Annotated in this window: 19 protein-coding genes and 1 pseudogene; 6 read left to right on the plus strand and 14 right to left on the minus strand. The window is 64.4% G+C overall.

Annotated elements, in window-relative coordinates; all coding sequences use genetic code 11:
- Positions 1-1,246, minus strand: a pseudogene (gene istA, locus OM960_RS22965) (IS21 family transposase); the annotation flags it as partial.
- Positions 1,247-1,414: 168 nt separating this feature from the next.
- Between istA and OM960_RS22970 the strand changes: the two are divergent.
- The 4 genes from OM960_RS22970 (at position 1,415) to OM960_RS22985 (ending at position 5,688) form a co-directional block, all read left to right on the plus strand.
- Positions 1,415-1,672 (plus strand): hypothetical protein, encoded by a 258-nt coding sequence (locus OM960_RS22970; protein ID WP_264773610.1) that lies wholly within the window; start codon positions 1,415-1,417, stop codon positions 1,670-1,672.
- A 394-nt stretch (positions 1,673-2,066) separates the two neighbouring features.
- A complete protein-coding gene (locus OM960_RS22975; protein ID WP_264773611.1) occupies positions 2,067-3,464 on the plus strand; it encodes a selenium-binding family protein in 1,398 nt (465 codons plus the stop codon).
- Between the two features lie 3 nt (positions 3,465-3,467).
- Positions 3,468-4,127, plus strand: coding sequence for a hypothetical protein (locus OM960_RS22980; protein WP_264773612.1), 660 nt, complete (start codon positions 3,468-3,470; stop codon positions 4,125-4,127).
- Positions 4,128-4,482: 355 nt separating this feature from the next.
- Complete coding sequence (locus OM960_RS22985) at positions 4,483-5,688, plus strand: IS256 family transposase (protein WP_264773613.1); 1,206 nt, start codon at positions 4,483-4,485, stop codon at positions 5,686-5,688.
- Positions 5,689-5,821: 133 nt separating this feature from the next.
- On the opposite strand, the gene OM960_RS22990 is transcribed toward OM960_RS22985, so the two are convergent.
- The 13 genes from OM960_RS22990 to OM960_RS23050 all read right to left on the minus strand — a co-directional run bounded on the left by OM960_RS22990 (position 5,822) and on the right by OM960_RS23050 (position 23,939).
- A complete protein-coding gene (locus tag OM960_RS22990) occupies positions 5,822-6,781 on the minus strand; it encodes an IS481 family transposase (protein ID WP_264773614.1) in 960 nt (319 codons plus the stop codon).
- A 49-nt stretch (positions 6,782-6,830) separates the two neighbouring features.
- Positions 6,831-7,958, minus strand: a complete 1,128-nt coding sequence (locus OM960_RS22995; protein WP_264773615.1) for a hypothetical protein — start codon at positions 7,956-7,958, stop codon at positions 6,831-6,833.
- A 458-nt stretch (positions 7,959-8,416) separates the two neighbouring features.
- Positions 8,417-8,716, minus strand: coding sequence for a hypothetical protein (locus tag OM960_RS23000; RefSeq protein WP_264773616.1), 300 nt, complete (start codon positions 8,714-8,716; stop codon positions 8,417-8,419).
- Positions 8,717-9,343: 627 nt separating this feature from the next.
- Positions 9,344-12,673, minus strand: coding sequence for a hypothetical protein (locus OM960_RS23005; RefSeq protein WP_354003577.1), 3,330 nt, complete (start codon positions 12,671-12,673; stop codon positions 9,344-9,346).
- Positions 12,670-13,638, minus strand: a complete 969-nt coding sequence (gene cas1f, locus OM960_RS23010) for a type I-F CRISPR-associated endonuclease Cas1f (RefSeq protein WP_264773618.1) — start codon at positions 13,636-13,638, stop codon at positions 12,670-12,672. The genes OM960_RS23005 and cas1f overlap by 4 nt, the downstream gene beginning before the upstream one ends.
- Entirely contained in the window at positions 13,625-14,305 is a 681-nt protein-coding gene (locus tag OM960_RS23015) for a type I-F CRISPR-associated endoribonuclease Cas6/Csy4 (protein WP_264773619.1), read from the minus strand. Before OM960_RS23015 ends, cas1f begins: the two co-directional genes overlap by 14 nt.
- Positions 14,302-15,402: a type I-F CRISPR-associated protein Csy3 gene (csy3, locus tag OM960_RS23020; protein ID WP_264773620.1), complete on the minus strand. Its 1,101-nt coding sequence runs from the start codon at positions 15,400-15,402 to the stop codon at positions 14,302-14,304. Before csy3 ends, OM960_RS23015 begins: the two co-directional genes overlap by 4 nt.
- Before the next feature lie 10 nt (positions 15,403-15,412).
- A complete protein-coding gene (locus OM960_RS23025; RefSeq protein ID WP_264773621.1) occupies positions 15,413-16,201 on the minus strand; it encodes a type I-F CRISPR-associated protein Csy2 in 789 nt (262 codons plus the stop codon).
- Between the two features lie 2 nt (positions 16,202-16,203).
- Positions 16,204-17,346, minus strand: coding sequence for a hypothetical protein (locus OM960_RS23030; RefSeq protein ID WP_264773622.1), 1,143 nt, complete (start codon positions 17,344-17,346; stop codon positions 16,204-16,206).
- A 230-nt stretch (positions 17,347-17,576) separates the two neighbouring features.
- On the minus strand, positions 17,577-18,416 hold the full coding sequence (locus tag OM960_RS23035) for a DUF7281 domain-containing protein (protein WP_264773623.1): 840 nt from the start codon (positions 18,414-18,416) through the stop codon (positions 17,577-17,579).
- Positions 18,416-19,588, minus strand: coding sequence for a hypothetical protein (locus OM960_RS23040; RefSeq protein ID WP_264773624.1), 1,173 nt, complete (start codon positions 19,586-19,588; stop codon positions 18,416-18,418). Before OM960_RS23040 ends, OM960_RS23035 begins: the two co-directional genes overlap by 1 nt.
- Positions 19,588-20,208 (minus strand): hypothetical protein, encoded by a 621-nt coding sequence (locus OM960_RS23045; protein WP_264773625.1) that lies wholly within the window; start codon positions 20,206-20,208, stop codon positions 19,588-19,590. Before OM960_RS23045 ends, OM960_RS23040 begins: the two co-directional genes overlap by 1 nt.
- Positions 20,205-23,939 (minus strand): ATP-binding protein, encoded by a 3,735-nt coding sequence (locus tag OM960_RS23050; protein WP_264773626.1) that lies wholly within the window; start codon positions 23,937-23,939, stop codon positions 20,205-20,207. The genes OM960_RS23045 and OM960_RS23050 overlap by 4 nt, the downstream gene beginning before the upstream one ends.
- 223 nt (positions 23,940-24,162) lie before the next feature.
- On the opposite strand from OM960_RS23050, the gene OM960_RS23055 reads away from it, so the two are divergent.
- Both OM960_RS23055 and OM960_RS23060 read left to right on the plus strand, forming a co-directional pair.
- On the plus strand, positions 24,163-24,366 hold the full coding sequence (locus OM960_RS23055) for a hypothetical protein (protein WP_264773627.1): 204 nt from the start codon (positions 24,163-24,165) through the stop codon (positions 24,364-24,366).
- 366 nt (positions 24,367-24,732) lie between these two features.
- Positions 24,733-25,005, plus strand: a complete 273-nt coding sequence (locus tag OM960_RS23060; protein ID WP_264773628.1) for a hypothetical protein — start codon at positions 24,733-24,735, stop codon at positions 25,003-25,005.
- The last annotated feature ends 402 nt before the right edge of the window (positions 25,006-25,407 follow it).

The following is a 25,407-nucleotide window of genomic DNA, read 5'->3' on the forward strand; positions in this document are numbered from 1 at the left end:
TTGCCCATCCGGGCCTCGAGCAACCGGCGCAGCGTGGCGAACTCTACCGGAAGGTTCCAGCCCTGAAGCGGGGCTGCCTGGTCGAGGGCGCCGACCTTCTGCTCCAGGAGCGGCAGGAAGTGCAGCGGGTCGAAGACCATGTCGGCCTTCTCGTAGGACCGCCGATGCCGGGCGATCACCTCGGCACCCGCGCCGATGACGACCTCGCCGACATAACCGCGGACCTGGACTTCGTGATGGGCATAGCCCACCGGTACCGAGTAGTCGTTGCAGCGGTAGCGCACCATCGAGATCGACGTGGCGCGGGTGCTGACCTTCTCGCAGGCATCGTAGGGCACCGCCGGCAACGGCATCAGCGCGTCGAGATCCCGCATGAGCCGCTCGCCGATCGTCTCCGTGTGGCCCCTCAGAACCGCATCCTGGCGCCTTAGGCATTGCTCCTCCAGCCAGGCGTTCAGCGCCTCGAAACTCTCGAACCGGGGCAAGGGCACCAGGAAGTTCCGGCGCCCGAAGCCAATCACACCCTCGACATTGCCCTTGTCGTTGCCTTTGCCAGGCCGGCCGAGCCGGTCCTCGAACAGGTAATGTGACTGCAGCTCCGAGAAGATCCGGGTGCGCTTGCGGGTTCCGTCGCCGAGGATCTTCGCCACCGCGATGGTGGTGTTATCGTAAAGGATCGACAGCGGCACGCCGCCGAAGACCGCGAAGGCGGAGACATGCCCGTCGCGAGACATGCTTCGGTCGTCTCCGCCGGATAGGCCTTGATGAAGAAGGCGTCCGAATGCGGCAGCGCCATCGCGAGGTAGTGCAGCTTGCGCCTGACGCCGCCGATCACGCCGACCGCCTCACCGAAGTCGACCTGCGCATGGCCCGGCGGATGCGCCAGCGGCACGAACACCTCGCGCGTCCGGCGCTTCCTCTCCCGCACATAGTCGATGACGATCGTCAGCTTGCCCGTGAAGCCGTGCTCGTCGCGCAGCCGCTCGAAGATCCGCGTCGCCGTGTGCCGCTGCTTCGCCAGCTGGCCTTTATCGTCCTCCAGGATCTGGTCGATGATCGGAATGAAGGGATCGAGCTTCGGCCGGACAGGCGGCTTCGACCGACGATACCCCGGCGGCACCGAGTGCTTCAGGATCTTCGCCACCGTCTTGCGGTCGATGCCGAACATCCGCGCCGCTTCGCTCTTGCTCATTCCGCCGACATGGCACGCCAGCCGCACCCGTCCGTAAAGGTCCACAGCATACATCTCCCCGCCTTCAGCTCGTTGCCTCAGGCGAAAGATGCGGAATATTACTCCGCGACAGTCAGAACATCAGACCGTTTCCGCTGTCCATTTTGTCTCCGGGATTCACAATCGGACGCGAACTACGCGGCACTCACCAAACGATTGTCTGAAATTGAGCACGCTTGCGACGTGTTCACGAGCTTCCACCCTGACAAGGATGCCGTACTGCAGGCGGCTTGTGACACGCGCGCCTATCTGGATGGCTGGAGTGCCGCTTTCCGGGAGTGTGACGAACTCCAGGACGGCTATGTGGCAGCATGCTACACGAATGTCGACGACATGCTGGCCAAGGTTGGAGCCACGAAGGCCGATCTGGCCGCATTCAAGGCGTCGAAAAGGTTCGATCTGCGTGAACATCTCAAGGGACAATCTCCCAGAACGGCATGAGGCCTTCGTCGGGAAGAGTTCGGCTACCTCTGTCGCGCGCATTGGCCGACGGCATCGGTGTCCGCGGGTTTCGGTTTGACGGGCTCGCGCGGAGCAGTGAGTTCTGACGTGCTGACGGTGAGCGGCCACACGACGTTTCCCCCGCCTTCGACTGGCGTCCGGCCCAGCATCCTTAGGACGCTGGTCGTAGCTGGACGAAGCTAAACGTTCAGGTCACTCGACCCGCATCAGGACATCTCCTGCAAATCGGCCGTCGTTGAGGACATACGGAAACCGCTGCCGAACCGAACAACGCGGTCATTTGCCCGATTCCGGATTTCGTGGCACGATTCCAGTCGGGCGCTCACAACAATCTAACGACCAAAGACGCGCCTGAAATAGGGAGTAGCCGACAATGAACTTGCGACCCGATCCCACGTTTCACGCAACACCGAAACTCGCCATGGAGGCCCCGGCTGAGACGCTTGCCTTCACGCTCATGCTGAGCCCGGACGGATCTCAGCCCGATGGCTTGGCGATCGTCGATGTCGACCCGAGCTCAGACACCTTTGGCCAGATCGTGCATCAGGTCATCATGCCCAACAAAGGCGATGAGTTTCACCATTTCGGCTGGAATGCCTGTTCCTCGGCGCTTTCGCCCCTGACCGGCCATGCCTTCCTCGAACGGCGCTACCTGATCATTCCAGGCATCCGCTCCTCGCGCATCTATGTCGTCGACGTGAAAGAACCGCTCAAGGCCAAGATCCACAAGATCATCGAGCCGGAGGAGGTCTTTGCCAAGACCGGCTATTCGCGCCCGCACACGATTCATTGCGGGCCCGAGGGCATCTATGTCTCGACCCTCGGCGGCGGCGGCAAGGACGGAACCGACGGTCCTCCGGGCATCTTCATCATGGATTGCGAGAGCTTCGAGGTGATCGGCCGCTACGAGATCGACCGGGGTCCGCAGGACAAGCAATACGATTTCTGGTGGAATCTACCGCGCGACTACATGGTCAGCTCCGAATGGGGCCTGCCGCCACAATTCGAGAACGGTCTCGTGCCCGAGGATCTCCTGTCCGACAAATACGGCCACCGGCTGCATTTCTGGAACCTGCGCGAGCGCAAGAATGTCCAGACCATCGACCTCGGCGAGAGCCACCAGATGGCGCTGGAGGTGCGCCCCGCTCACGACCCGGTCAAGGAATACGGTTTCTGCGGCGTCGTGGTGGACACCACGAACCTCGAAGGCTCAATCTGGACCTGGTGGCGCGAAGGCGGCAAGTGGCACGCGAAGAAGACCGTGACGATCCCGCCGCAGCCGGCGAAGGCCGACGACCTGCCCGATATGCTGAAGGGCTTCGAGGCAGTGCCGCCGCTCGTGACCGACATCGACCTCAGCCTCGACGACCGGTTTCTCTATGTGTCCTGCTGGGGCACGGGCGAGATGCACCAGTACGACGTTTCGGACCCGATGAAGCCGAAGCTTGCCGGCAAGGTGGAGATCGGCGGAATCGTCAAGAAGGCGAAGCATCCGAACGGCAAGGATTTCGGCTACGGGCCCCAGATGGTGGAGATCAGCCGCGACGGCAAACGGGTCTACTGGACCAATTCGCTCTATTCGACCTGGGACGACCAGTTCTACCCCGGCGACCGGGGCGCGGCGATGGTCATGGCGAATGTCGGCGGCAAGGGCGGGCTGACGCTCGACAAGAACTTCTATGTCGAGTTCCCGAAAGGCTACCGCAGCCACCAGATCCGGCTCGAGGGCGGCGACTGTTCGACGGACAGTTTCTGCTACCCCTCCGTCTGACGCGTGGACGGAATTGATACGGCAACGGCCCTGTGGTGGGCCGTTGTCGCTTCAGGCGTCTATCACGGAGTCAATCCGGGCATGGGCTGGCCTCTGGCGGTTTCGGCGGCGTTGATGGATCGGAGCCGCGGCAGCCTTTACAACGCGTTGCTGGCACTGGCCGCGGGGCACATGCTAGCAATGGCAGCGATCCTGTTTCCTTTCGCAGCGCTCCTGTTCCTCGCGGAATGGCAGAGGGAGATACAGGTTGGTGCGGCCTGCCTGGTGATTGGGCTCGGCGTCTACCTGCTCTTCAATCGCCGCCATCCGCGCTTTCTCGCCCGCGTGCCACCGTCGCGGCTTGCGCTATGGTCCTTCCTCGCGGCCATGGCCCATGGAGCCGGCTTGATGCTGGTTCCGATATATCTCGGCATCTGCGGCACCCTAGAGGCGGACGCAGGACATGTGGCAGCGTCGGACCTGATGGCGGGCAACGCTGGGGTCGCAGTGATTGTTGCAGTGGTCCATACACTTGCCATGGCGTTCTCGGGCGGAGTGCTCGCCGTTGGAACTTACCATTGGCTGGGATTGAGGTTCCTCGCCAAGAGCTGGTTCAACCTGGATCTTGTATGGGCCTTGAGCCTCATAGTCGTGGGGGCAATTTCGCTGTTTGCAGTTCGCTGAGGCCTGCATGCCTTCACCACTCGAGGTCTTTCGCACGATCGTCCGTCTTGTCAGCAAAGCAGTCCTTCAAGGGACGCCACTTCTAAGGTAATAAGCATTTGATTGTTGGTCGACAACGGCGGTTGCGTGCCCCCCGCAACCACCATTATCTACCCAGCCCCGAGGCGTCCCGCCCGGGGCTTTGTCGTTTCCGATTCCTCCAAGGCCAGGATCTGCGGGCCTGTGCGGCGGAGGTTAGCGTCCGCGCACGTGGTGTAATTTCAGCGCCTTTGTCGGTGTGATCCCGGGTGGCCATCGAGGTGTATGGTCGAGGTGGAGTTTCGACGCTTCAACCACGAACCTTACGGAGACCCCGATGACCAAAGCCAACATGGACCTGTCCGAGCTTCTGGCCAAGCACGATCAGGGCGACTTTCTGCGCAGTATCGCCGAGGCCGTCCTGCAGCTGATCATGGAGACCGATGTCGACGGCTTGATCGGTGCCGGCAGGCATGAACGAAACGGTGAGCGCACGACCTGGCGCAACGGGTATCGGGAGCGCGCGCTCGATACCCGTCTGGGCACGCTGAACCTGCGGGTTCCGAAGCTCCGGCAGGGGAGCTACTTCCCCGGCTTCCTCGAGGCCCGCAAGACTTCGGAACAGGCGCTGGTGGCGGTGATCCAGGAGGCTTGGATCGGCGGCGTCTCCACCCGGCGGGTCGACGACCTGGTGCAGGCCATGGGGCTCTCCGGCATCTCGAAGAGCACTGTCTCGAAGCTCTGCAAGGACATCGATGAGCGGGTCGGCGAGTTCCTGAACCGGCCGCTCGCCGGCGACTGGCCTTATCTCTGGCTGGACGCCACCTATCTGAAAGTGCGTCAGGGCGGCCGCATCGTGCCGGTCGCGGCGATAATCGCCGTCGCAGCCAACACCGAGGGCCGCCGGGAAATCATCGGCCTGGGCATCGGGCCGTCAGAGGCCGAGACCTTCTGGACCGAGTTCCTGCGCTCCCTGCGCGCCCGCGGCCTTGGCGGGGTCCGGCTGGTGATCAACGACGCCCATACTGGCCTCAAGGCCGCCATCGCCCGGGTTTTTGAGGCCACTTGGCAACGCTGCCGCGTCCACTGGATGCGGAACGCCCTCGCACATGTGTCCAGAGGCCAGCACACCGTCATCGCCGCCGCGATCCGGCAGGCCTTCGACCAGCCCGATCGCACCCATGCCGGCGAGACCTGGCGCAAGGTCGCCGAGCAACTGCGCCCCCGTTGGCCCAAGCTGGCTGATCTGATGGACGCCAGCGAGCACGACGTCTTGGCCTACATGTCCTTCCCCCGCCAGCACCGCACCAAGTTGCACAGCACGAACCCCATCGAGCGGCTGAACAAGGAGGTGAAACGGCGAGCCGACGTCGTGGGAATCTTCCCCAACGAGGCATCCATCATGCGGCTGATCGGAGCGGTGCTGTTCGAGCAGAATGACGAATGGCAGACCGCCAGCCGCTACATGATGGTCGAGGCCTTCGCCCAGATCGACAACGAGGAGATCGACCCCATTCTCAGTATCACAACAAAAGCCGCCTGATCATGCCCTCAGGTCATCCGGGAAATTACACCACCTTGACGGACGCTACCCGGCGGAGCGTCAGAACCCACGCGTTACAATTGAAACGACGCGCAGGGGTTTCAGACATACGAATGCAACCCGGCGGGCGCATCTAGGTGTTCAGTCCCGGCATCTGGTGGATCGGATCGACGATGAATCTGTCCGGCTCTGAAGTCCAGACTTTGCAGATATATTCGTAGGGCGTGAGGCCGCTGAGGGTCTTGAGCCTGCGAGCAAAGTTGTAAGCGGCCATGAAGTCTTCGAGGTGGCTGCGGAGCTGATTATGGCTCTCGTAATGGAAGCGTTTCACTGTCGCGTCCTTGATCGTGCGGTTCATCCGCTCGACCTGGCCATTGGTCCAAGGGTGGTTGGGTTTCGTCAGCCTGTGCTCGATCCCGTTTGCCTCGCAGATCATGTCGAAGCGCATTTGCCTGGAATATGCGGTGTTCCGGTTCCTTGGCTGGTCGGCGAACTGGATCCCATTGTCAGTGAGGATCGTGTGGATCCGATAGGGAACTACCTCGAGCAGGTGTTCCAGGAACTCCCATGCGGTGCGCCTGTCAGCCTTTTCAATGAGCTGGGCGACCGCGAACTTGCTGGTGCGGTCGATGGCCACGAAGAGGTAGAGCTTTCCCTCGGCGGTCTGCACTTCGGCAATATCGATGTGGAAAAAGCCGATCGGGTAGCGCTTGAATCGCTGCCGCTTGGGCTTGTCGCCTTCGATGTCTGGTAGTCGCGAGATGCCATGACGCTGAAGACACCGATGAAGTGCCGATCGTGTCAGATGCGGGATCGAGGGTTGAAGGGCATAGAGACAATCGTCCAGCGGCAGCAGCGTATGCCTTCGGAATGCGACGACCATCGCCTCCTCGGCTTCGCTGAGAACGGACGAGCGTGGTTCCTTCGGACCGGTCTTGCAATCCTCGACCGTCTCGCGCTTCCGCCACTTGGCGACCGTCTTCGGGTTGATACCGAGCTCCCGGCTCAGCGCCGCGGTCGAAGCTTGCGATCGCTGTATTGCAGCTCTGACGGCGTGCGTGGTCGTGGCGCAGCCGTGACGAACTTGTCCCATAGTGCTTCCTTCCATTCCGACGAATGAATCGCACCATCAAACCCTGGGATCAAACACCTAGGTACTCAACGTTCTCAAGGACATCTGTTGCGCCAAAACCTGATTTTTCTAAAACAAAAAATGTACCATCAGCCCCAATCATTACGTAGAGACCATCGCCTCTTGAATACAATGTCTCCAGGAGAAGAGTGTAATTCACCGAGTCGTATCCGTCGAAACCATCCACATAATGACCGCCGGCAACCGTAAGATAGACATTGTCATTTCCAAATGATGCGTAGATTTCGACGCCTCGCGTGGCACCGATTTTGAAGGTGTTGGAATTCTCGTTTCCGACAACGATTGTGTTGTTGATGATTGATATGAAATCCTGGTTCTCCGCACGTGAATCGATATAGATGACATCCTTCGGTTGCCCAAAATAGCCGACTTCGTAGTATGCGAGTATTGGATCGCTCTGCAAATACTCTTTGTAAGACCAAAAGCTAGCTATATTTCCAGTGATCGCGGCTGCCGCGAACCAACTAGAATTCGACGGTTCCGACAGCTGATCCGCATTAAACATCGAATTCGTATATGGATTCCCTTCGGAAAACAAAGTCAGAGTCCCGGTGTAATTGATATTAACCCCGCGACCAAGTTCATAGGGGTCAAAGGTTGGAGCCCCTACATATTCGCTTATCGTTTGCGATGTATCGTTCGAAGACTTAAAATCGAACTGATCCTCTCCCATTTCTATTACGGCATCTTCTATCCATCGCTCACCAGTACCGCCAACGACGAATCGTGCTGACGCAAGTCTTGCCTCGGCGAGTCCAAAAATAAAACTGCGAGCGGCATGATCCAAACCGCTTGGATCAGTTGTGTAATTATTAATTGGGAGCAACAAATCAGTATTGGGATTAAGTGGAAAGTCGATGGTATTTGCTATGTCGGCAATGGAATAGACGCCTTCACCAATCGTTTGCGGCGTGCTAAAAAAGGCTTCAACGAGATTGGACCGGGAAAGCCATGCGTAGCGTCCGTGACCATCTTGCAAAGTGGCGGCTCCATTGAGAGTTATATCTGTATCTGGAGCATCCGCAGGCCTGATTCGTAAATTGAAGTTCGTGGGCACATCAGCCGTGCCGAATAAATATTGTTTGAGTATCGTCTTTCCGTCGATCTGCTCTGTCATCTATTTCTTCCTCGAGAACGTCATATACAGAATATCTCCGCAAGTACTTAGGAGGCCGTGAGCAGAGAATGCATCGCCCTTTCCATCGGGGTCTTCATAATTGAAGTAAACCAGAAGTCGGGGACGCTCCAAAAGACGTCGCCACCAGCTAACGTTGTCTTTCTCTGAGTCGTCCGCCCAAGGGTTTTTCTCCGGATCCGAAACAACACCGCAACACGCCGGATCCGCCGATTGCATCTGCTCGATGCTTGGTATTTCCAGGTTTCTTGCGGAGACCCAGTTACTTTTTATTGATTTTCGGAGCGTTGCCAGCAACTCTTGATCGTAGAGTCGTCGTCCTAGTTTGGGACAATCAAAATCGGACTCCCGCCATCCTTCAGGCAGTGTCGAACTCGGAGTAGCGATCATTAGCATCGCAAACACGCAGACGGAATGTGTTCGCACTTGAACTCTTGCCTCTAACTATGTGCAGATTCGTCGAGCTTGGCCAGAAGAAGCAAAATCGTCAGGGTATAGCCAGCAAGAACAACACAACCGCAAGTCGTCGAGCGCAATAAGAGGTGGGATTCGGATTCTGTCAAGCGGAACATGAGGAAGGGTCGGCGGCTTCGGCTGGTGCCACGCTGCCATGAGAGCAGCCGGAGCTCGCGCCTTGGAACCACCACGCCGTCGAGATCGAACTTCTCATCGTTGCCCTCGCCGAAGGGGAGGATGTCGAGGACTTGTTCGAGCCGCGCGAGTTCAGCTTCGGAGGGCACCTCCTCGGGCGAGCTCTTGTCGACGCGGCAGCCCGCGATTCCGGCGACCGGACGCCGGTCCGCGGGGGACCAGGAACAGATGTAGCAAAGGTCCTGGGCGGAACCGACATTGTCGCAGGCCCCGAGGATGTTGCGGTCGTCGGTGCAGAAGGCGGCGATGCCGACTTGGGGGCCGTTCTATCGGCCCTCGTCGCGGAAATGCGATAAAAATAAACCTCATGGCAGGTTTAGCGACAGGCGGTCAGGATGTGGACTTTGTAAACCGACCTGTAAACCGGGACGCAAATCGGCATCACTGGATCGAGCGGAAGCCCGCAGACTGTTGAAGATCATGGGGAAAAGTGGTCGGGGCGAGAAGATTCGAACTTCCGACCTACGGTACCCAAAGCCGCCTATCCGGCGGTGAACTACGGGGCCGAGCCTTCGTCATGCCGCAAATCCTTCTCAGCCGCCTATCCGGCGGTGAACTCGTGCCGGCGGAGGGTTCATACGCGATACGGCTTCTCAGCCGCCTATCCGGCGGTGAACCCTCGATCGAAACAAGAATATCAAGCAATATCAGTACATTGAAGCAATATCTTCACATGGACCATCTTTTCCGAGAAGCCCTGCACGCCTTTGTTTTTATTAGGTTTTTCGTGACACCCAAAAAAGATCCTCCTTCCGAAGCTCGACAAGTCCGCACTCCACGGTCAGGGCATAGGGCCCAAACCTGGCCGCGGGGTCATAGACATCCACACCGATCTCCAGCATCCGCCGAAGGCGGTGCGGCGTCACTTCACCATCCGGATACATCGCGTCCCAGGCCTGGCGTATCGGGTTCCGGAACAGGAATGTCCCGGGAACCGCCCGCGCCTCGAGATCGACATCTTCGATCAGGGGCTCGCGGGAGCCCGGATTGAGGTCGAGCTTCCAGGAAAGGTTGTCGAGATCGTCGCCGGACGGGAATAGATCCATGCTGTGCGCCTTCGAGCGCCGGAAGCGCCGCATGCTCGCGAACCTGGCGGCATGACGGGGCACGACATTGCCGCACCAGAGAGTGATCGGGGCCATCACATGATGAAGATGGTCGTCGACGGCCTTGTCCTCAGCCAGAAGGAGCGGAAAATCGCTTTGGGGATCCAGCATCGGACGGGCATCGATGCGCCTGAACCGCGCCGTTCCGGCTATGCCGGCAAGGCTGCGGTCGGCCGCGCCGAAATCGGTCAGCAGGAGCCGCGGGAGCATGGTTTCACCCGCAGACTCCGTCTCTACACCTGGCATCGCGAGAAGGCCGCTCCCCTCGAACGTCACGGCGGGACGCGACAGGATGGCGACGTTCGGGGACGCCATCGGCAAGAGGCGATGCCGGTTGATCCGGCCGGCACTTTGAATGATCGAGCGCAAGCTCCCCGGATCGAGAATTCCGTAGTCGAAATCGAGATCGTTCCCGGTCTCGATCACCGGGCTGCAGACGACCACGATCTCGATGTCGCTGACGTTCGCCGCCCGCGCCCGTTCGAAGGCGCCGTGGATCTCGCAAAGACGGCGCACGCCCGCATCAGGATCGCTGCCCTTCCTGGTCAGTGCCTTCTTGAGCTGATCCTCGATCCAGGCGCGCTGAAGGCGCGGAAAGCGCGAATGAAGGCAGACCCGGAGGCGGAGCCGGTCAGGAGCGGGATCCGGGATCCCGGCCGCCATGGCCGCGGTGTGGGAAATGCGTGTCATGCGGACCAGGCCGACCGACACCCGGAACCCGGAAACTGGGGTCGCGTGCCGGTCATGCATCGTCGAGCATGCCGCGCCGATCGCTCGCGCCATGGAGCCGAAATCCTCGCCAGCATCGATGACCTCACCGCAGCGGAGCGGCGCGGAGATGTCGAGGTCGCGGAGAAGGGCTGATCGGCAGCCCGAAAGGGAGGCGGCGAATCCGCCATCCTCCCGCCCACCGAAACAGGAGTCCGGCATATGGCCCGTCACGAGATGCGCGACATTGTCGGGAAGCCCGAACAGCGCCGCATGCGCCGACCAGCCGGTCCGGTAGGCATCGAAAAGCGCTTTTGCGACGGTGTCTGTCAGGGTCGCGGACAGGATGATCACCCGGCGTCCTGCCGTTCCGGCGAGATGCACGAGCCTGGCGACCGCCGCGATGTCCTCGGGTCCGAACTGGTCCGCCTCGTCGATGATGAGGTCGGAGCCGATCAGGCGCAACGCGGCATGGAGGTGCCGGCTTCGGACCGGAGAGGCCACAGGCATGAGATGGTCGATCGTTGAGCACAGGATCGGTGCCTCGATCAGCTTCCTCAGCTTGCCGCCGCCACGCCGGTCCTTCTCGATGATCCTGGAAATGAACGAGGGCAGCTGCCGATCGGTGTCATGGGAAAGGCCGCTCAGCCATGCCGCCTCGCCCTCGGATCCGGGCTCCGGAACGTCGCCGCTCACGGCTTCGACCTCGATACCCGAAAGCGAGGCCAGCCGGTCTTCCGACCCCGACCTCTCGGCCTCATCACCGCCCTTCCCAGGAAAGACGAGGGGCGGGCTTCCGACAAGGACGGATACCGATCTCTCCGGGAAACCGAGGTCGCGGACATATTCCTTCGCCGACTGGCTCGCGAGGACCCGCAGTCCGAGTCCGAGGACGAAGCGCAAGGAGCGTCGTTCCGGGATCGGATCGGACATGGCCGCAGCGGCGAGAATGGTTGGCGCGGCCCTGGTCTTGCCGGTGCCCGTCCCGGCGATGACGCAGCCAAAGAAGCCCCCTGCCCCCGCTGAGGCCAGGGAGGCGGCCATGTCCGCCGAATGCGGCTGCCATCGAAACCGCGCCGGACCGGTTGACGCCGGCCTCAGGATGTCGTGCGGCACCTCATTCTCGAGAAGACCCGGAAAGCCGTCACGCTGCTCGTAGACGGCATGAGCTGCGGATCGCGTTTCCCGGAACACCCGTTCGACGTGTTTTCCGAGGCTGTCTGCCGAGATGAAGCGGGACCCGTCCTTCAGGCTGTTGGCAAGATGTCCCTCCCCGTCCCCCGCCTCCTTGAGCGAAGACCCGAGATGATCCGAGAGCATCAGGCAGGTCCTGGCATAAAGGTCGGAGCCGCCGGAGACCACGTGATCCTCAGAGAGATCCTCGGTGGCGGAGCGGAGCCGCTCGATCCAGGCCTGCTCATGCCAGAACGGAACGCCCTCGGCGACATCGAGGTCCGATCTGCGGAGGCCGTCAGAAGCGCGGAGATGAAGCTCCCCGACAAGACCGCGGTGCGTCGCGTCGCCCGACGGAAGCCGGTGATGGCCGAGGATGAGGAGCCCGACCATCCCCCGGATCCCGTCCGGGTCCCTCAGGAAGTCGAGATCGAGTCCAGGAGCGCCCGTTCTCACCTGGACGGCGAGCCCCCAGGACCGTTCCGCCGCGACCCGCATCGCCTCGTCGACCTGTTCCGGCGTGAGCTCCCTGAGCCGCGCGATCGTGGTCCCGTTCCCGAGCCCCCTGGTGATCTCGTCCCACGCGAGGGCGGAAACCAGCTCGTGTCTGACCGGGTCCGCCTCCGGCGCTCCGCCGGCAATCGCGCGCCGCAGCTTCGACTGGAACATGACGGTCGCCTTGCCCAGGTCGTGGAACCACGCGGCAACCCGGATCACCCCGCGATGGGTCCGGACCGCCGGCGGGATGGCGCGGTCGCGTCTTGCCTCGGACGGGCTCTTCGAGACCGGGACCAGCCCGTTTCCCGAGAACAGCCGCCGGGAGCCCACAAAGACGATCGGCCGGCGTGACGCCGTGTCTTTTCCCAGGGCGCTGATCGCGACAGCCGTGGAGCGTGTCGCGGCGGAGCGGAGTTCACGGGACACGCGGTCGAGGCATTCATTCGAGGCCCGGCCACGCCACGTGCGATCCCCGATCCTCCAGAAATACCTGTCGAGGATCCGCGCGACCTTGTCTCTCGACCTCTTTGACGACCGGCAAACAGCAACGATTTCCCTCATGGGGCCCGTTCCCCGGCTTGCGCGATCATGCGCTCGAAGGTCGCGATGGACCGCTTCAGGATCTCCTTCCTTTCAAGCGCATCGATCACCTTGGCGCGGAATACCTGCTCGGGATCCCCCTTGATGCGGCCGGCACCGACCGCGAAGGCGATCGGCAGGATCAGGGCGTCCTTGAAGCTGTCAGCGATATCGAAGACGAGACCTCCGGCGCGCGTCTTGCCATGAAAGATGGAAAGGTGAGGCGGAATCCCGAGCGCCCAGAGGGCCGCCCCGGCGACCCCGTATGCGAGGTAGTTGCCGTGGTCGATCAGGCCGTTGATCAGCCTGACCGAGGGATGGTCCGAAGCATCTGGCTCTCCCGGTGTGCGCCGGAACTCCGACTTGCCGGCAAGTCCGCAGCCGGCGGCGATCGTCCGGTAGACGGACCGGCTGTAGTCACCCTCGAAACCGAGAAGCTCGGGCATCGACGAGGCATCCGCGATTCCCTTCTCGAACGCCGAGCAGGCCTTTTCCGCGGGCTTCATGTTGCGGATGCCGCAAAGATCCTCGAGCGCGTCCATGCCGGTCGCGCGCATCATGGCGATCCGGTCCGACATCACGGACCTGGCGGCGGAGAGCGAGAGCCCCGCGTCGAGGTAGACGGGAAGCAGGCGCCGGAAGTGCGCGGTCGCCTGGTAGGAGGTCAGGGACCCCATGTGAAGAGGCGTGCCGCCCGTCCCGGTGAAGGCGACATAGACGCTCTCCTCGGCGAGCAGGCGCGCCGCCTCCTGGGTGATCGAGGTCCCCTGGCCCAGGAACAGGATCGAGAGGTTCGCATGCGGAATGTTGAAGCGGCGCACGAGGTCGTCGTCGGCGGTGCGGTAGACGACCCTGTCCCCCTCGACATGAACCTTGGCGCGCTCGAGATGGAGCGCCTGCTCGCGATGAGTCACGAGCAGGCGAGGGCCGGACCTATGCGACTTCATGAAGCCTCTTCACGGTCACCGGACGCGAAGGAAGCACGGACGGCGCGCTTTCCTGGGAAAGCCCGTAGCTGCTCACGATGACCGGCTGCCCGGTCCAGGGCGCAACGCCGCGCCGCATCGCAAGAAAGACACCGGAGGGGAGACGCAGGTAGAGGTCGCGCTTCCGATCGGCCCTCTCGGCCGCCTGCGCATCGGGAAACCGCCCCGCGACCGAAGCGATATGGTCCGCGCGGCGTTCCCGCCGGCGCGCATCCTTCGCCTTCCAGCCTTCGCTCTCCTTTTCGCCCGAACGCGTCCGGGCCAGCCAGGTCCCGCAATCCCCCTCCGCGAAATTGATCTCGCGGATGCGCTGTCGCGAGGGCAGCATGCCGCGGGAGAGGAGCTTGCGGAACTGCGCTTCAGTCATCAGCCTCGACAAGGCCCGCTCGGATCCGAAGACCTCGACACTCCTGCCCAGGGCGTCGAAACCCCGTCCGCTCACCATTTCAGGAAGGGCGAGCGCGAGGTAGTCGTCCGACGGCGCGTGGCGGTTCACCGCATGCACCGCCGCGAAGATGTCGCGGATGACATCCGGCCCGGCCCCGAGTTCGAAGACGGCCTGGGCCGGAGCGAGGGCCAGGAGACCCTCCACCCGGCAGAGGCCGGCTCCGGAGGTGAGAGCGATCATCCCTTTGCGTCCTTCGACTTGCCGCCGAAAACGCCGCCGCGGACGAGGTTGGCGAAGAAGAAGTGGATATTGCCGTCGAGATCCTTCGCCGAGGTCGCCTTGCCGAGCGCCTTCACGAGATCCGCATGCTTGCTACGCATATCGTAGAAGCTGGGTGACGACTTCTTCGAGCGCAGGACCTCTCCGGTTTCCTGGACGCCGCCATAGGGGTTCACCGCGATGGCGCCGTAACTGTCGGAGCCATGCCAGATGTCGATATGCCGTATCGCGGCGCCGATCTTCTGGGAATGCATGCTTGCCTGCCGCGCGGCGCGGCCGGAAACGAAGACGGGCAGGGACGCGTAGTGGCGGGACTTGCTGTCCTTCGCTTCCTCCCGGACGTATTCCTGCGACGGCCAGATCTCCATTCCCGGCTTCAGATCGGACGTGAAGACCACATCCGCCTGGAATGCGCGCTCCGTCAGCCCCCGCTCGAAGCCCGCGACAAGCTGCGCGAGATCCTCGGCGCTTCCCTTCGTGATGGCCGAGGCCATGGCGCCCTTGCCGGCAGGTTCGTCAAGATCGAGGGCGAACGGATCCACCTCGAGGGTCGTCCCCTCGAAGGCCACCGTGACGCGGGCCCTGTCGGTCTGGAACCGGTTGCGCCAGACGAAGCGGCCATTGAGGATGTTCCAGACATAGAGTTCGGAAAGAAGCCGGTATCCGCCGAGATCGGCATACATGCCGGAGATCTCGCGGTAGTTCGCCGCGACAACCGGCGCGTCCGAAGCGTGAGGGCGCCCCGAGGTCGGCATGACGCGCAAGGTGAAGGAGAGATCGAGGTGGGTGCAGCCGACCGGCATGTGCGCGGCATCCACGACCTGCGGGTTCGAGAGGCCCGGTTTCTTGGCGTTATCCTCGGACGACTGGCCGCGGACGCCCTTCTCTTCCACGAGAACCGGCACGCGCGGCGTTCCCTCGCCGCAATGTGCGGCGAACAGGCCCTCCGAGATCTGGAGCGAACGGGCGAAGGCCAGCATGCCGGTCTCGAGACCGGTCTTCAGTTTGGCCGCCGCCTTGCTCGGGCCGGACTCGGCCGCGGGTGAATTATCGTTCATTTTCAGATCCTCATGCTGCATAGGCGCGGTGCGCCAGGATATGGGTTTCGGTGACGGACCAGGACCAGAAGAGGTCCCTGAAGGTTCCCGGGCCAAGCTCGCCCAGGCGGCGGGAGCGGACGGAGATCAGCTCGCCCACCCCGACGCCGGGCTCGGCGAAGACGTGCGGGATACCCGGATCCCGCGAGCCCCTGGGTGCCGGCCCAGGACGCCCCAGGAGGCGGTAACCGATGGCGACGGGAACCCGCCAGCCGCGGTTCTCCGCACGATTTTCGGGCCAGAGCTCGGAGGCGACCTCCGCAAGGCTCCCGGCATCCCCGAAGGCTGATGCGTTTTTGTGTTCGCAAATCCGTGGAACGAGCGCATAACCGCGCCGCGAGGTGCGCAAAGCACCCGCATCCTCCGGAACGAGGGTCGCGCGCACGGGGCCGCCGTCGTCGAAGATGACGCCCCCCGCCAGGCGAAGCCCCGTGACCGCATCGCGGACCGCCTCCGGCGTGCGGAGGCCCTCGAAATCGACAAGCAGGGAAAACCGGACCTGGCCGGTCATGTCTTCCTGGATTTCGACCGTTTTGTATACACCACTCTTGGGTTCCATGGCTGGCCGAAGACGTCCGATGGACGGCGTCACGTCATGCAGGATCGGCAGGACGCCCACTGACCACCGGCCCATCCCGAGTCGGTGCGAGATGGTCGCGGCGAGGCCGAGAAAGGCGGTGGGCGACGGGATCCCGGCGCAGTAGTCGTTCTGCATCAGGTTGACCCGGTTGGCGACCATGTGGCTGATGAGCACGCGCATGATCAGACCTCCTCGACATGTTTCTGGAAATCGCCGGCATTGAGTGCGGCGCGGATCGCGAGCAACTCCTCATTGCTCTTCCAGCGCCGGCGCAGGATCACTTCCGTGATGTCTGTTTCGGGGACGGAGAAGTCAGGATTGACCTCAAGCGCGGCCTCGTTGATCTCCTCGACGAACTCGCGGACGGATCGCACCATCCAGCGGGCCAGGTTCGCCATGCCGCGGCGGATGTCGGCGTTGGAATAGCCCGCCTTGTCCGGCGTCCCGGTCACGGTGCGGTGGAGACCGAGATAGGATCGCGCCAGTTCCTCGATCTCTCCACCCCGCATGATCGGTCGAGCGCCCCCATGCGCATAGCGCCAGATCTCAGCCATCTCGCTTGTGAGGGGCTGAGGGAAAGCCGCAAGGAAGCGCTGACGGGGGCCCGAGATCGAGGGGCAGATGTTCTGGAGCTTGGAGGATACCTCCTGCCGGGTTCGCCGCGCGCCGCGGCGAACCAACCTGAAATCCTCGCCCTGCTCCAGTTCGCGGAAGTAGGCATCCATCACGCCGCGCATCGCGGCCCAGGACGCCGCAGGGACGATCGGCGTCAATTGCAGGTCGGATCCGTCCGGTCCGGGAACGAAGACGATCGGGAAGTTCTCGTGCCAGAGGGTGTTGACCGAGGTCCGCGCCGCCATAAGGCCTTGCCTGACGGCGTCGAGCGCCTCATCTCCGAAAACCGCGGCGAAAGCCGCTGTCACCCCGTCGGATACGTTGTCCGGCGCGATGATGTGCTGAACAAGAGAACGGCTCCCTTCCTGATCGAGGATCGCGATCTTCCTGAAGATGATTTTCGCGATCGGAGAATCCGCGGCGTTCGGGCTCGGAAGGTAGTCACCGGCACCGTTGCTGTTCCTCGGCGGGAAGCGAAGGATATGCTCTCCGAGCGGCACGTTCTTGTCGTTGAACTTCAGGATATGGGTTCCCGCGGCGCGGGCCACCTCCCCGAACTTCGAGGCCGGGACGGGCTTCGCATACTCGTCCAGCATGTCCCGGAATGCCTGCTCGAGATCGCCCTCATCGTAGGGGCGCACGCTTGACGAGAAGGTGAGGAAAGGGCCTTTGGCCGCCGCCGGTTCCCCGGCGCCCTTTAACTGATCCAAGGCGATCTCCAAAATGCCTGTCTGGAAACCGGATATATCTGTTTTTCGCAAATCGTTCATGCACAGGTTGCCGTTATCCACATGAACGCGCCACCGCATCCCAGGCCGCCTGAATCTCCTCGATCGGGGTTTCCATCGAGAAGCCATGTCCCCGCGGCCGGAACCCGAGCACCGACTTGTGGTAGTCGGAATATTCGGTGAGAAGCAGGTACTTCTTCAGATCGCCAGGCTCACCGCAGCATCCCCTCCTGCACGACCCCCCTCCCCGCGCCCTTCACGATCCCCCAGGCCGCCCGGACCGCCCCCTCCGCCCGGTCAAGCCGGGCCCGCGCCGCCTCCTCCTGCGCGGCAAAGAGGTCCGGCCGCCCGAGCCGCCCGCGAACCAGCTCCGCAAGGCGCGCCGGCCCCGGCCAGAGGAGCCCGGAATACCCCGGCACCGCGAGCGCGTTCGCAAGACCCGAGGGGTCGAAATCCGGAAAGACCGTGACCGGCCGCCCGAGGCGGCGCAGGAAGTCCTCGACCGCGTCCTGCGGCGAAACATGCGGCATGCCGCGGAAGACGAGGAGATCGCGGCGCCGGCAGAACGGCACCGGGAAGTCGAGCCGGCCGAAGTCGCGGAAGACCTCCCAGTTCTCGACGAGGATCACGCCCGGCGCCGCGATGCGGCCGGCATCTTCCGGCCGGATGTTGAGGGTCGCGCCCTCCGGAAGCCGGATGCCCTCGCCATCCATGATGACCGGCATCCCGGGCTGCGGCCGGAGGATCACGACCCCGCGGATCCGCGCCCGGCCCATCTTCTCGTCTGCGGTCATCTCCAGCGCCTCGCGCCGCGTCGCGGCGGCCGCGATGCGCGGGCCGTTCGGCTCGAGGCGGTCCGGGTTCACCCCGAACTCGCGGACAAGGCGGTCCCGGAGGCGGTCCTTGACCTCCTTCGGCACGGGCCCGCCCTGGCCCGTGCGGATCGGGAAACCGGCCTCCCCGAGAGCCTGCGCCACGCCTTTGCCGGCGCTCTTGACGTAGCCGGTGCGGACGATCGCCGCGAGACGCTCGAGCTCGGCGAGGGTGGCCATCAGGCCGCCCGGGACAGGATGAGATCCCGGACCCCGCTCGTGAAGACCGGGCTTCCCGGAGGAACCGTCTCCATCGCGATCCCCTCCGACCCCTCCAGGAGATAGTCGAAGACGTCGATCACCATCGACCCGCCGTCGCTGCCCGTCCAAGCGGCCCAGTCCCGGACCGAGACCGGCACATCGGACGCCCGGACCTCGGCAAGAAGCATCTCGACCGGGTCGGCCCCGGAGAAAACCTCCGCGGCCGGGATCTCGCGATCCAGCACCACGGCACCCGAAGCGTGGCGGCTGCGCCTGGCGCTCCGGGTCGCATCGGGATCGAGCTTCCGGGCGGCGGCGATCGCGGCGGCCTCGAGGCCCGCGTCACGCAGGTCGGGACGGATCCTCGCCGGCAGCCCTTCCGGAAGCATCTGGTTATCCGCAAGCAGGAGCGCGTCGATCTGCTCGGAGGCCGGGATCGTGCGGAGCGCGTGGAAGATCGACCGCAACCGTTTTGTCCGGGCGGCGACCTCCTTGGAGCGGTACATGAACTCGAGCATCTCGCGGATCAGCCCCGCGAGGCGGGTCGACCAACCCTCGATCCGGTCGAGGACCTGGCGCCGGAACACCGCCCTGACCTCCCCGGCATGGGAGGCGGCGAGGTGGTCGCGGATGAGCGCGCCGTTCAGGTCCGCGATCGCGCCGGCCAGGATCCCGGCGCGGCCGTGGTAGAACTCGTTGCGGCGGATCCGTTCCTCGAGGGAGCGCGCGTCGTGGTAGCCGTTCCGGGTCATCATGTCGAAGAGCCTGAGCTGGCCCTCGACCTCCTCCCGGATCAGCCAGATCGTGTCGATCGCCTCCTGCTCCTGGTCGTGATGCGCCGCGTCGTCGCCCTGCCGGAACGAATGCCGCATCTCCTCGACGAGCTTGGTGAGGCGCTCGATCTCCGGGGCGATCGGGCTGCCGGCGGCGAAGGCGCGATGGCGGTCGAAGACGCTGTCGAGATAGGCCCGGTCGCGCGGCGACAGCCGGTAGCTGTCATCCTCGCCGCCGATAACGATCCTGGCCGCATGAAGCGCCGCGAGCGCCTTCTGGCTGTCCTGCCCGGCCTCGACGGACCGTTCGCGGTAGATCCGGCCGATGAGGTCGGAATGCCGGGCCAGGAGGGCGAAATGCTCCTTCAGGGGGTCCATCAGAAGAGGCTCCCCTGGGTGGAAACCTCCGCCGCCCGCTCGACCGTGCCGATATGGGAGACGAAGTGCTCATGGATGTCGTGGAAGAGCTCGATCCGGCCGGTCACCTCGTATTCCTCGCGGTCGGCGCTGACCGTCTTGAGATAGCCCATCGCCTGAATGCGGCCGAGGATCGAGGAGATCCGGGCATGATCCGTCACCCCCTTCGCCCCAAGCGCCGCGGCGGTCGCGGCGAGGCTGTCGCGAAGCGCCGCCGAGCGGCTGACGGCGGCGGAGATCTCCGCGGCGCGGACGAGGTGGCCGATCGAGAGAACCCCCCTGGTATCGTCGACCTCGAGCATGAAATCCGCGAAGGCCCTGACCTGCGCCGCCTCGTTCTGGATCGACTTCGCCTGGTCGCGGATCGCCTTGCGGCCCTCCTCGGTCCCGTCGGCCCAGGCAAGGAAGAAGGCCCGCCGGCCGGCGGTCTGGGCGATCTTGAGGCTCATGCGGCCGAGATGTTCGCCGAGCAGTTCGTGCCCGCCCTGCTCCACCAGCCAGTCATGAAGATCCGGCGTAGCGACCGGGCAGATGACGCCGCCGGAGAGAAGGTGGTGGCAGGCCTGTGCGAAAGTGTTCATGCGTATTCCTCCTCGCGGGTTTCCTCGGTCTCGGGGGCGGCCGCGGGGGCTGCCTCGACCAGACGGTCATCGACCCATTCACGCATCCCGGTGCCGACCGTCTCGCCGATCCGGTAGATCGCCCGGTCGTGGATCCGGAGGTGATGCTCGAAGCTCGGCTTCAGCCGGCGGTCGATATGCGGCGCGGCGGTGACGAGGGCGATGTCGTTGCCGCGGAGCATCTGCAAGAGGCTCAGCGTGTTCTCGTTGTCGAGGGCGCCGATCTCGTCGACCGCCCAGACAAGCCCGATCCTCTGGCCGCGCCGCATCACGGTGAGGAGCGCGGTGAAGAGGATGAGGCGCAGAACGATGATGTTGCCGTTCGAGCTGAGATCGGAAAGGTTGGTCCGGCGCGTGAAGATCCGCCGGTTGCCCTTCTCGGTCATGCCACCCTCGATATAGAGCATCTTCTGCAGGTGGACGACCGGCTCGGACCCGTCGGCCCAGTGCTCGAGAAGCCGGCGCACCCCGTCGACGAGCTCCTCGGACGGCTTGCCGCCGCGCTCCCTGTTCCAGGCGGTATGGGCGGCGTCGAGCGCCTCGAGATCCTTCCAGAAGGGCTGGTCGGTGATCGCCGAACGCAGGCTGATGTCGACATCGCGCACATGCGGGAAATCCGCATTGGACAGGAGGGCCTCACGAAGCTTGCGGTTGACGTCCCGGATCGCGCGGTCGGTCTCCACGAGATCGTTGTAGGTCTTCCGGATCGGCTGGATGACGGCCAGGATCCCCTGCATCAGCATGTCGAAATGCTGCTCGTGCTCGCCGTCGAACCAGCGCAGGAAAACCCCGGACCATTCCGGTCCGGCATCGCCGAGGTCGGCGCTTCCGAGACGAAGGAAGTCGGCGATCGTCTGGTCGCCGCAGTTGCGGAAGGCCGAGGCGAGTTCCCGCGCCGATTTCTGGGCCTGCTGGCGGTCGGCCAGGATCCCGGCATCGAGTTCGCGGAGCTGGGTCCGGTTGACCTCGAAACCCTCGTCGAAGCGATCGTTGCGGTCAGCGGCGATCTCCTTGCCGCCACCGGCCTCCCGCAGGATCCTGTCGATGAGGACGAGGTCGTCGCCAATCTCCTCTTTTCTCTTTTCGCATTTCGCCTTTTCCGACGCGAACCCCTTGCGCCGCTCCTCGCCGAGAACCTCCTCGTCGCGCAGCGCCCGCTCCGCCTCGGCGGTCCTGAACCGGGCCTCCGAGAGGTCCTGCTCGAGCGCCGGAACGCCGGCGGCCTCCTCGAGATGCCGCGCCCAGGTCTCGGCCAGCGCCTCGGCTGCCCGCGCCTCGTCAAGGTCGCGCCTGATCCTGGTGGTCTCCGCGGCGGCGGCGGCGATCACCTCCGCATCGAGACCGCCCTCCCTCAGCGCCAGCCCCATATCCGCTTCCAGGCGCGCCATGGCGGCCGCCTCGCCGGCGTCGATGCCGGCAAGGCCGGAGGCGAGTTCGCCGGCAAGCCCGGCCGCGCGCGCGTCGCGGGCACGGCGTGCCACATCGGCCTCGCCGCGCAGCTCCGCCTCGCGGCGGGCGATCTCCCGCGCCAGTTCCGCGGTGCGGTTCTTGCGGGTGGCCAGCCGCTCGCCGGACGCGGCGATCGCCTCCGCGAGGGCGCGGCCCTTCTCCTCGAGATGGGCCGCCCGCTCGCTCTCGCCGGTGCGCAGGGCGTTACGGGCCTGTTCGAGCCTCGTCTCCTCGAGCCCGAGCGCCACCTCGGCCTCCGAGAGCGCCCGGCCGGCCTTGCGCAGCCGCGCCGCGGCTGCCTGCAGGCGGGTCTCGGCCGCGGCATGGGTGGCCTGCGCCGCCTCGAGGGCGGCATTGGCGCGTTCGAGCCGCTCCTGGATCGCCGTGATGTCGGCCGCATCGCAGCAGGGCAGCTTGTCGAGATCGAGGGTCAGGCCGAAAACCGTGGCCGCGCGCTCCTGGTCGAAGTCCGGCGAAAGACCGGTCTTCTGGAGGATGTCGGGCCGGATCACCCGGCCGATCGTTTCACCCCATCCCGGGACGTTGCGGCGCAGGTAGGTCAGGAGCGTCCCGTCCTTCGGGTCGAATTCCGCCTGCGCCGCCTCGTGATCCGCGGCCGCCCGGTCCATCGCCGCGGACGCCGCGCCGCGCGCCATCTCGGACTTCTCGTATTCGTGCCGGGCCTCGCCGCTCTCGCCGCGAGCGGCGGCGAGCGCCCGAGCCGCCTGCGCCTGCGCCTCGATGCGCTCCCTCATCGCGGCCTCGAGCCTGGAGAGGCGCTCCGCGATCGCATCATCCGGGGCGAGCCCGGCCCTTTCGACGACCAGCGCCTCGCGCTCCGCGGCGAGGGTGTCGATCTCGGCCTGGAGCGCCGCGCGCACCTCGTCCGCCTCGGCCCTGAGATGGGCGATCGCACCATCGATGCGCGTCTGCACCTCGTCGAAGCCGATCGCGTTGTCGCGCAGCCGCCCGGCATGGATCTCGCGAAGTTCGGCGCGCTCCATGTGGGACCTGTCCTTCAACTCCGACCTCAGGCCATCGAACCGGCGCAGGACCTCTCCGCTGCCGCGGGTCAGCGCCTCGTGGTGATCTTCGGCGTCCCGCAGGAGGCCGCGCAGGCGCGGCAGGGCCGCGACCTTTTCGGCGGCGAGATGGGCGCCGGCGGCGCGCAGCCTTCCGGCCGCCTCACCGATGGACCGGATCCGGTCCGAGACGCGGGAGATGGCACTGGTGCCGTCGGCAACGGTGTCCTTCAGGCCGCGCCTGCGCGCCGCGTGCCCGGTCTCGAAGGCCTCCGCCTCGGCCCTGATGGCGGAGATCCGGGCGCGGACCGCCTCGTCTTCCGCCGCGAAGTCCGCGCGGATCGCGGCCAGGGCCCCGAGACGCGCCGCGCGGTCCCCCTCCCGGTGGCAGATCGCACGCGCCAGCGCGGCGAGATCGCGCGCCTTCGGCTCGAGCGCCATGATCTTGCGGTAGGCCGCGAAGTTCTTCGGCCAGGCCTCGAGATCGGCGCTGCGCCGCGACCCGAGGATCTCGAAGCTGTCCTTGCCGTTTTCGGTCGCCTGCTGGGCGATCATCGTCAGCATCGTCTCCATCGAGACGTTGTTGTGCAGCATCTTCGTAAGGAGGCTTTCGATCCCGGTGAGCGGCGCCCGCGACGGTGCGAGCGAGTAATCCCGGGCGAGGTCGCGGTGATAGGCCCGCTCGGCGCTGTCGGCCATGGCGTCAATCCGGCCCTGGATGATGCCGCGATAGGCCGAGGTCGAGGTCACGAGGCGCGGCGCGGGATCGGCGCCGAGCGCGCGGAGATGGCCCTCGAGGCTGCCGCTCGGGATGAAGGAGAGATCGCCGTCCTCGTTCTCATGGCGGAACATGTCCGCGGCGAGAGGTGCGCGGACGAAGCGGTACTGGATGCGCTCGCGCGACGGATCGGCGTGGATCACGACCGAGCGGATCTCGCCGTTCCGGTTGCGGTATTCGAAGGCGATATAGGAGGAGGACCGCGGCAGGTAGAACTCGATGAACCCGTCCCGCTCCCCGGAGGGGACCACCCGGCGCGGCTCCTCGCCAAGGAAGAGCGGCATGAGCTGGATCAGCGAGGTCTTGCCGGAGCCGTTCCCGGCGATGATGGCGGTATGGCCGTCGAGCGGAATCTCCTCGATCCGGCCAGGCAGGATCTGCGGGTCGACGACGATCATGCGGATGAGGCCGGGAATCCGGCTCTGGTCGATCTGGCTGTTCATGGGCTTTCCTGAAATGCGATTTGAGGGATGCTACGTTTGTTTTTCGCATATCACCAGAGCAATGCTTGTCGCGATGCGTCGCCCGTCCCGCGGCGCGGTGCGGATCCTGTGGAAAAGTGCCGCCCCGGAACGCCCGGCCACTAACGGCCCGCTCCCGGCCCCCGTTGCGTCCGAATATCGACATCTCTATACTGTTTTTCGCACCTATTGTCCCGAGAACCCCATGCTGAACAGGACCGACCAGGAAACCGAAGCCCGTGACGCCAAGGCCGATCCCGGCAGGAAGGACGGTTCCCTCCTCAGTGGCGCGGTCTCCGCGGCCGGCGAGACCCTGGCGATCGACGCCGCGCTCGATGTCGTCATCGGCGTCGCCACCCGGGCCGCCCGGCATGCGGCCGCGGCGGTCGGCGAGATCCTCGAGGACTGACATCGGGCGCGAGGATCGTCCCATCCACTTGCGATGATCCAAGGCGTCCTGCTTGCGACCGTCCATCGGCCACCATTCGCCGGGATGAGGCGGAAACGCGGACGGCCCCCTTGCGGGAGCCGTCCGGGCCGTCTTGCAGGTGTGCCTTACCGTGGTTTGCCGGCCTCGAGGGCGCACTGGCGACGGCGTCCGTTGCGGAAGCCCTGCCGTCCGTCGCTGGGGATCGAGATAAGGCCCGGCACGGCGCGGTCAAGGCCAGGATTGCCGATTTGTCACGTTGACCTCATCGGGCAATCGCTTCCCTCTTGTGTTCATTTTTCGCATAGAATATTTCCTTATTGATTTCGCAACACAAAGGCCCGAGACATGACTGCCTTCGAAACATTCCTGGCCGCCGCGGTGCTGGCCCTTGTCGGAGTTCTCGCCGCGGGAAAGACCGAACCGTCCATCTGGACCCTTCACGTTCAGCCGGACGCGGTGGGCAAGGCCCCGCTCGCAACCACGGAATCCCTGACGAAATCCGCCTGCCTGCGCGCCATCGGCGAGCTGGCGGAGAAGACGCCCATGGCGGGATCCTTCTGCCTCAGCACGCGGTCCGGCGAGGTCGTCACAGGCGAAAGGTCCGGGGCTGCCGGCTGATCTGCCCAGGCAAGGAGACACATCATGCCGATTTCCGACGAATAGCTTGCGGAAATTCAGGATGAACTCGAAGGAACCTGCACCACCATCACCGAGATCATCGAGCGCCACGATCTCGACATCGGCGAGGACGAGCTGCAGGACCGGCTGGTGGACGGATCGCACGCAATCGAGCGCAGCTGCTGTTGCGAATGGTGGTTTCCTCCGATGTCGAGTTCGACGAGGCGCGCGGCGGCGGCGTGTGCTCGGGATGCGGGCCTGAAGCCTTCGACTGCTGACCTTGCTGGTGAACTCTCCCCGCCCTGAAGGACGGGGCTTCAGGATCACGAACCGGCGGAAGCCGGTGCGTTGATGCCGTCATTTTTCTCTTCCCGCTTCCGCCATGCCAGTGCAGTGGGCTCC

Source organism: Defluviimonas salinarum (genome assembly GCF_026013545.1).
In the GTDB taxonomy this organism is placed as follows: domain Bacteria; phylum Pseudomonadota; class Alphaproteobacteria; order Rhodobacterales; family Rhodobacteraceae; genus Albidovulum; species Albidovulum salinarum.